The 7,501-nt window shown below is 75.0% G+C and carries 8 protein-coding genes; all 8 read left to right on the top strand.

Annotated elements, in window-relative coordinates; genetic code table 11:
• Nucleotides 1-967 (top strand): ATP-binding protein (locus tag ACFV4F_RS35375; RefSeq protein WP_380508868.1); only part of this gene is annotated, 967 nt, incomplete at its 5' end.
• On the top strand, nucleotides 964-1,248 hold the full coding sequence (locus tag ACFV4F_RS35370; protein ID WP_380440818.1) for a hypothetical protein: 285 nt from the start codon (nucleotides 964-966) through the stop codon (nucleotides 1,246-1,248). The genes ACFV4F_RS35375 and ACFV4F_RS35370, both read left to right, overlap by 4 nt.
• Nucleotides 1,238-3,130 (top strand): DUF4157 domain-containing protein, encoded by a 1,893-nt coding sequence (locus ACFV4F_RS35365; RefSeq protein WP_380508866.1) that lies wholly within the window; start codon nucleotides 1,238-1,240, stop codon nucleotides 3,128-3,130. The genes ACFV4F_RS35370 and ACFV4F_RS35365 overlap by 11 nt, the downstream gene beginning before the upstream one ends.
• Nucleotides 3,127-5,004, top strand: a complete 1,878-nt coding sequence (locus ACFV4F_RS35360) for a DUF4157 domain-containing protein (RefSeq protein ID WP_380508864.1) — start codon at nucleotides 3,127-3,129, stop codon at nucleotides 5,002-5,004. The genes ACFV4F_RS35365 and ACFV4F_RS35360 overlap by 4 nt, the downstream gene beginning before the upstream one ends.
• A 34-nt stretch (nucleotides 5,005-5,038) precedes the next feature.
• Entirely contained in the window at nucleotides 5,039-5,671 is a 633-nt protein-coding gene (locus ACFV4F_RS35355; RefSeq protein WP_380508861.1) for a hypothetical protein, read from the top strand.
• 57 nt (nucleotides 5,672-5,728) lie between these two features.
• A complete protein-coding gene (locus tag ACFV4F_RS35350; RefSeq protein ID WP_380440826.1) occupies nucleotides 5,729-6,064 on the top strand; it encodes a LysM domain-containing protein in 336 nt (111 codons plus the stop codon).
• Nucleotides 6,057-7,178 (top strand): hypothetical protein, encoded by a 1,122-nt coding sequence (locus ACFV4F_RS35345; protein WP_380508858.1) that lies wholly within the window; start codon nucleotides 6,057-6,059, stop codon nucleotides 7,176-7,178. Before ACFV4F_RS35350 ends, ACFV4F_RS35345 begins: the two co-directional genes overlap by 8 nt.
• Nucleotides 7,175-7,501, top strand: a 327-nt coding sequence (locus ACFV4F_RS35340; protein ID WP_380508855.1) for a phage baseplate assembly protein V, incomplete at its 3' end; no start/stop codon positions are given. The genes ACFV4F_RS35345 and ACFV4F_RS35340, both read left to right, overlap by 4 nt.

The following is a 7,501-nucleotide window of genomic DNA, read 5'->3' as shown; positions in this document are numbered from 1 at the left end:
GCGGTATTTCTCGGGCCGGGCCCCACAAAGGGCCGCGCTCGCCGGGCTGTTGGGGCTGGTGCGGCCCCCAATCGGGGCGGCCGCCGCCGTCGCCGACGGGGACCCGGCGGCCGCCTGGCGGGCCTGCCGGATCCGCACCCGGCCCCGCCTGGACTCCCTCGCCCAGCGCCTCGAACCCAAGGTCACCTGGGACGACATCGTGCTGCCCGAGGCCGGCCGGCGCGCGCTGGAGCGGATCGCCGACCAGGTGGCGCACCGCACCACGATCTACGAGACCTGGGGCTTCGGGGAGCGCATCACCCGGGGCCTCGGCGTGGCCGCGCTGTTCGCCGGCCCGAGCGGCTCCGGCAAGACGATGGCCGCCGAAGTGCTCGCCCACCACCTGCGCCTCGACCTGTACCGGATCGACCTGTCCGCCGTCGTCAGCAAGTACGTCGGGGAGACGGAGAAGAACCTGCGCCGCCTGTTCGACGCGGCCGAGGACGGCGGCGCGATCCTGTTCTTCGACGAGGCGGACGCGCTGTTCGGCAAGCGCAGCGAGGTGCGGGACGCGCACGACCGCTACGCCAACATCGAGGTCAACTACCTGCTCCAGCGCATGGAGGCCTACCGGGGCCTCGCCGTGCTGGCCACCAACCTCCGCTCGGCGCTGGACGGCGCGTTCCTGCGGCGGCTGCGGTTCGTCGTCGAGTTCGAGTTCCCCGGCCCCGAGCAGCGCCAGGCGATCTGGGCGAAGGCGTTCCCGGACCCGGCCCCGCGGGGCGGTCTCGACCTCGACCGGCTCGCCCGGCTCCAGGCGAGCGGCGGCATGATCCGCAACATCGCCGTCAACGCCGCCTTCCTGGCCGCCGCCGCGGGCACGCCGATCACCATGCCGCACGTCCTGTCGGCCGCCCGCAGCGAGTTCGAGAAGCTCGAACTGCCCATGACCGAACGGGACTTCGCCTGGGAAGGAGAGCGGCCGTGACGATCGAGCTGCACATCGACCACCTTGTTCTCGACGGCCTGGACGGCCTGGACGACTTGGACGGTCTGGACGGCCCGGACGGCTCGCGCGGCGCCACGGAGGCGATCGCCGCCGCCCTGCGCACCGAGCTCGCCCGCCTCCTCTCCTCCGCCCCGGCGGCGACGTGGCGCCCCGCCCGGGCCGGCGTGCTGCACGGTCCCGAGGTGACCGTCGGCGGCGCCGAGTCGACCGGACGCGAGCTCGCCGGATCCGTCTTCCGGGCGGTGCGCGATGGGCGCTGAACACGTCCACCGTCCGGCCGACCGGGCCCGCGGGAAGGCCGAGAACGCCGGCGCGCCCCTGCCCGCGCCCACCGCCGAGCGGATGGGCGCCGCCCTCGGCCAGGACTTCAGCGAGGTCCGTGTCCACACCGGCGCCGACGCCGACCGGGCGGCCCGCGCGGCCGACGCTCAGGCGTTCACCGTCGGCCACGACGTCGTGTTCGCCGACGGCGGCTTCGCCCCGGGCACCGAGCACGGCGACCGGCTCCTCGCCCACGAACTCGGCCACGTCGTCGAGCAGCGCACCACCGGCCCCCGGCTCGCCCGCCAGCCCGCCGGGCAGCCGGTCGCCCCGCCGGAGACCGACCGGGGGCTCTTCGTCGACGAGGCGACCCGGTTCCTGCGCGGCGCCGCCGAGTACTACGGCCTCTCCGGCCCGCCGGGCCCCGGCGGTGGGCCGCTGGTGCGGGTCCAGCCCGCCGCCGTCCCCGGCCGGCTGAAGGACTTCCTGCGGATCCGCGACGACGCCTCGACCGCGATCACCGCGGTGCTGGGCGGCGACCCGACGCGCAGCGGCACCCTCCGCAGGGCCTACGCCGACGCCGTCCGCACCCTGCTCACCGCGGCGGCCGCCGCCTCCCCCGGCACGACCACCGACGCGCTCTACCTCCGACACCAGCGGCTCATCCACGCCTGGGGCTGGCCCGAGACCCGCCCCGACCCGCAGCGGAACGTCCTCCTGGACACCCTGCCCACCGCCGAACGGGCCCGGATCCGCGTCACCACCGACGACGTGACACTCGCGGGGATCGCCACGGTCTTCGGCCCCAACCCGCCCGTCCGCCCGCTGCCGCCGGACACCACCGTGACGCTCGCGCCCACCATCCCCGCCGGACAGCGGACGGGCCTCGCCAACCTGGCCCGCTACCTCGTCACCGACGCCCCGCCGCTCCTCGCGCCGAACCGGAGCACCACGCTGAGCCTCGACCTCACCGCCCAGGGCGGCGGCCGGGGCACCTACCGGTTCACCGAGGTCGAGCACCCCGGCCCGCCCGTCCGGCGCGAGGTGCTGGTGGAGCACCTCGCGACCCTCGGGCCGGAGCGCGACCAGGGCCAACCACGGCCGGGCGGCGACGAGTTGTTCACCCGGCACCGGTTCGTCCGCGGCACCGCCTGGACCGACGGCGAGTACGCCCAGCTCCTCGGCGCGCTGGCCGCCGTCCCCGACGGCGTCCTCGGCCGGATCGAGCAGATCACGTTCATCCGCGTGGCCTCCCTGTCCTCGGGACACGACGCCGAGTACTCGCTCGCGGACCACACCGTGTCCGTCGCCGACAGCGCCTTCCAGGGACGGGCCGGCTCCCTGCGCGCCTTCCAGGGCCCGGACCAGCCGGGGAGCGGCTTCCAGCGGCTGATCGCGCACGAGCTCGGGCACGCGTACGACTGGGCGGCCCTGCGCACCGCGCAGACCGCCGCCGCCCAGGCCACCACGGCGCGCAACACCTTCCTCCAGCAGAACGGGCGGCCCCGGCGCGGCGGACAGTTCTCCATCCCGCCCGGCCAGACCGCCGCCTGGGACCGGGTCCGGCACGCCGACGACGACGCCCGGGCCGCCGTCGGCACGGCGCGCGGCGGGTCCGGCGCCCGCTTCGTCCGCGACCTGCGCACCGGGACGAACACCCTCACCGACGCCCTCCCCACGGGCGAGGCCGCCGCCTTCCGCACCGCCGCCGCCCAGGACGGCGACACCCGGATCACCACCTACGCCGACCGCAACTGGCGCGAGTTCTACGCGGAGTCCTTCGCCCTCTACCTCACCGACCCGGAGACCTTCCAGCGCCTGCGCCCTCACCTGTACCAGCACTTCGCCGACCGCCTGCCCGCCCCGGGGAGGCAGCCGTGACCGCCCGCGAAGTCGCCGAACCCGCCGACCGCACGCCCGTCCTCAGGCGCTGCGGCACCGAGGCCTGCGGGTGCGAGTCCGACGAGACCCGGCTGCGCCGCGCCACCGCCACCGCCACCGGCACCGGCACCGGCACCGGGCCCACGCACGCGCCGCAGGCCGTCCACGACGTCCTCGACACGCCCGGCGTCCCGCTCGACCCGGGGGCCCGCGCCGTGCTGGAGCCGCGCTTCGGGCGGGACTTCAGCCAGGTGCGCGTCCACGCCGACGCCGCCGCCGGCGCGTCCGCCCGGGCCGTCGGCGCCCGCGCCTACACCGTCGGGCAGGACATCGTGTTCGGCGCCGGCCGCTACGCACCGGGCACCGCCGAGGGGCGGCGGCTGCTCGCCCACGAGCTGGCGCACGTCGTGCAACAGAGCACCGCCGGCCCGGCCCTGGCCGCCGCGCCGCTCGCCGTCGGCACCGTCGACGACCCGGCCGAGCACGAGGCCGAGCGCACGGCGGAGCGCGTCACGGCCGGGCACTCGGCCGCACTCGCGCCCGCCCCGGCCGCCCGGGTCGTCCGGCGCGCCCCCACCGGGACGTCGGTCATCGTGGACACCGTCGCGCCCGGCAGCCTCACCAGCCACGGGTTCGTCTTCGACGGCCGGGTGGACCGCGTCCAGTACCGGAACCAGGGCGACGCCGACCGGGCCCGGGCCAACCCCTCGGCCGGCGTGCCGGTCATGGACACCGGCCACGCGCAGGTCCGCTACGACGCGCTCACCCGCCGCCTGACACTGCCGCTCGCGATCGCCTTCCGGGGCGCGACGCCCGCCGAGATCACCGCGGCCGGCGCACTCGTCGACCCCGGCCAGAGCGCCCCGGCCTCCGTCGACCCGAAGCTCGTCGACCGCGTCGCCGCCCAATACCTCGACACCGTCAACACCGCGCTCAACGGCTGGTACGAGGTGGAGACGGAGGGCGGCACCGGGATCTGCGCGGGCCCGCCGATCCCGATCGTCGTCGAGGTGACCAAGGCCACCGGCGGCACGCCCGACTACACCGTGGCCGTGAGCGGCCTGCGCGGCCGCTCCTACGTGTCCCAGGCCACCGGCACGGCCCTGTTCTTCGCGGGCAGCGCGGACCGGCTGACCTACGCCCACGAGGCCACCCACATGGTGCTCGGCCACCCGGACGAGTACCGCGAGACGAACGCGCGGCTGCGCAGGGACCACCCGCTCCAGAAGGGCGACGAGCGCATCCGCGACGACTTCCCGCTGACCGCGAGCCAGTTCGACTACGGGAGCTTCGTCCTCCTCCACGAACGGCACTTCTCGTTCGTCCCGGTCTTCCTGCGCAGCGTGTTCACCCAGCTCGGCCAGCCGCAGTGCCGCCCGGTCCTGCACGCGCGCACCCGTCCGATCGTGCCCGAGATCCGCCTCTCCGGCAGCGTCGGGTACGCCTCCTACGGCCGCGGCGCGCTGGGCGCCACCGTCGGCGCCGACCTCGGGCTGGAGCTCGACCGCACCCGGGAGTGGCAGTTCTTCCTCGGCGCGCACGCCTCCGTCCTGGGCGCGCTGGACTACCGCAGCGCCTCGGCCTTCCTCGCCGGCGCCCGCTTCGGGATCGGCTACCGCAACCGCCCGGCCGCCGGCGGGCTCCAGCTCGGCGGCTACGGGGAGGTGGGCGCGGCCGGCGAGTTCGGCAGCCCGGACGCCCGCCGGACCCTGCCCTTCGTCGGCGGCGGGCTGCGGGCCGGCTACCAGAGCGGCCGCTTCGACGGCGGCAAGGCCGCCGACTTCGGCCTGGACCTCGGCGCCGGGACCCGCCTCGGGGACCCCGACCCGGTGCGCTGGTTCCGGATCGGCGTGGAAGCGGGGATCTCCTTCTGATGAGCGTACCGAGAAGCCCGAAGGAGGTGTCCCCGTGACCGCGTTCCCCGAGGCGTTCAACCCGGTGCGCGGCGGGTTCGTGCTGGTCGACCCCGACCGCGGCACGGTGCAGCGCACGATCCCGTTCCAGTACAACCCGGACACGCTCACCCGCACGCTCACCCCGCAGGGCATCGGCAGCGAGCCCGGCGACCGGCTGGAGGTGCTGCGGCTCAAGGGGCCGGCGCACGAGCAGTTCCGGTTCGACGCCGAGTTCGACGCCGCCGACGCCCCGGAGAAGTACCCGGACGGGCTCCACCCGGTGCTCTCCGCCCTGGAGTTGAGCATGTACCCGACGGTCGAGCAGCTGCGCCACGAGGACGTCCTCGCGCGGGCCGGGCAGATCGAGGTGGCGCCGATGGAGTCGCCGCTGCTGGTCCTGGTGCTCGGTCCCAAGCGGGTGGTGCCGGTGCGGATCACCGAGTTCACCGTCACCGAGGAGTTCTTCGACCAGGCGCTCAACCCGGTGCGGGCGAAGGTCGGGGTGGGCGTACGGGTGCTCACCGTGGACGACCTCGGCCACCAGCACCACGGCGGGGTGCTCTACCTGACCTACCAGGGCCGCAAGGAGGGCTTCGCGCAGTCCGTCCGCAATCCGGTCTCCGACGTCGGCACGCCGCGCGTCTGACGATCCCGCGCGTCCGACCGACCCCACGCGTCCGACCGACCCCACGAGGAGACAGCCGTGTTCGCCCTCACCAGCCGCTACCGCGCCCTGCCGACCGCCACCCACCGCCTGCCGGACGGGCGGACGGTGACGTACGTCCGGCGGCGCTTCCTGCCGCACCCGGAGGACCTCACCCTCCTGCGCGAACACGTCGTCGCGGCGGGCGAGCGGGCGGACCGGATCGCCTTCGCCGAACTGGGCGACGCCGAGCTCGCCTGGCAGCTCGCGGACGCCAACCGGGCCGACGACCCGGACGAACTCGCCGTCACCGGGCGGCGGTTGCGCGTGACACTGCCCGCCGTGCCGGGACCGGGCGCCGCCTCGCTGCTCGTCCCCGGAGCGCTCCATGGCTAGGAGCGTCCAACTCCTGCTCCGGATCGGCGACATCGTCACCGCGCCCGCGCCGCAGCCGCTCATGGACGCGCTGCAGTCCGTGCAGGTGACGTCGAGCGCCGGGGCCCGCAGCGGCTTCCAGCTCACCTTCGCCGTCAGCAAGAAGTCCGTCATCACCCGGACGCTGCTGCCGGCCGGCCTGCTCGACCCGCCCGCCCGGGTGGTGATCGCCGCGATCGTCGCCGGTTCCACCGAGGTGCTGATGGACGGCGTGATCACCCGGCACGAGCTCAACCCCGGCGACGCGCCCGGCACCGGCACGCTCACCGTCACCGGCGAGGACCTCACCCTCCTCATGGACCTGCGCACCGAGCACGCCTGCTACCCGGCCATGCCGCACAACGTCCGCGCCACGCTCGTCCTGCTCAAGTACGCGCTGTACGGGGTCGTTCCGGTCGCCGTCCCGCCGATCGTGCCGACCGTCCCGAACCCGCTCGACCAGATCCCCGTCCAGTCGTCCACCGACCTCGCGTACCTGCGCAGCCTCGGCCAGGAGGTCGGGTACACCTTCTACCTCGTGCCGGGGCCGGCGCCCGGCACGAGCATCGCCTACTGGGGCCCGGAGGTGCGCATCGGCCTGCCGCAGCCCGCGCTGACCGTCAACTCCGGTGCGGCGGACAACGTCGAGCACCTGTCCTTCTCCTTCGACGGGCTCGCGCGCACCCAGTACACCGTCCGCATCACCGAACCCACCACCAAGATCGGCATCTCGGTGCCGATCCCCAGCCTCAGCCTCCTCAAGCCGCCGCTCGCCGCCCGCCCGGCCGTCGCCCTGCGCGAGGAACCGCTCGTCAAGGTCACCGACCGCTCGCTCACCGACGCGATGCTGCGCGCCGTCAGCGTCACGTCCCAGGCCGCCGACGCCGTGTCCGGACAGGGCAAGCTCGACGTCCTGCGCTACGGCCGCGTGCTCGCCGCGCGCGGCCTCGTCGGCGTGCGCGGCGCGGGCCCCGCGTACGACGGCCTGTACTACGTCGGCAGCGTCACCCACGACATCAAGCGCGGCGAGTACACCCAGAGCTTCACCCTCGCCCGGGACGGCTTCGTCCCCTTCACCGACCGGGTGGCCCCGTGACAGCGCCCAGCGCCAACCAGCAGCCCGACTTCCGCGACCTCTACCGCGGAGTCGTCGTCTCCAACTTCGACCCGCTGCAGAAGAACCGCGTCATGGTCCGGGTCGACGACGTCCTGGGCAACGACCCGTGCATCTGGGCCGTCCCGCAGTACGCGACCGCCGGGATGCACGTCGTGCCGGCCGTGCAGTCCGGCGTGTGGGTCAAGTTCGAGGACGGCGACGTCAACCGGGCCGTGTGGACCGGGTTCTGGCGCGGCGGGACGATCGAGCAGCCGCCGGTCGCCGCACTCGTGCCGCCCGAGGTGCCGCAGGTCGTGCTCAGC

It is taken from the genome of Kitasatospora sp. NPDC059722, from assembly GCF_042733235.1.
Lineage (GTDB): Bacteria > Actinomycetota > Actinomycetes > Streptomycetales > Streptomycetaceae > Kitasatospora.
The sequence above is the reverse complement of the archived record's forward strand: the minus strand, read 5'-3'. Positions and strand labels throughout refer to the sequence as shown.

Coding starts and splice junctions, on each gene's coding strand:
- ACFV4F_RS35365 (WP_380508866.1), top strand. CDS start 1,238: ATGGGCGCTGAACACGTCCACCGTCCGGCCGACCGGGCCCGCGGGAAG.
- ACFV4F_RS35345 (WP_380508858.1), top strand. CDS start 6,057: ATGGCTAGGAGCGTCCAACTCCTGCTCCGGATCGGCGACATCGTCACC.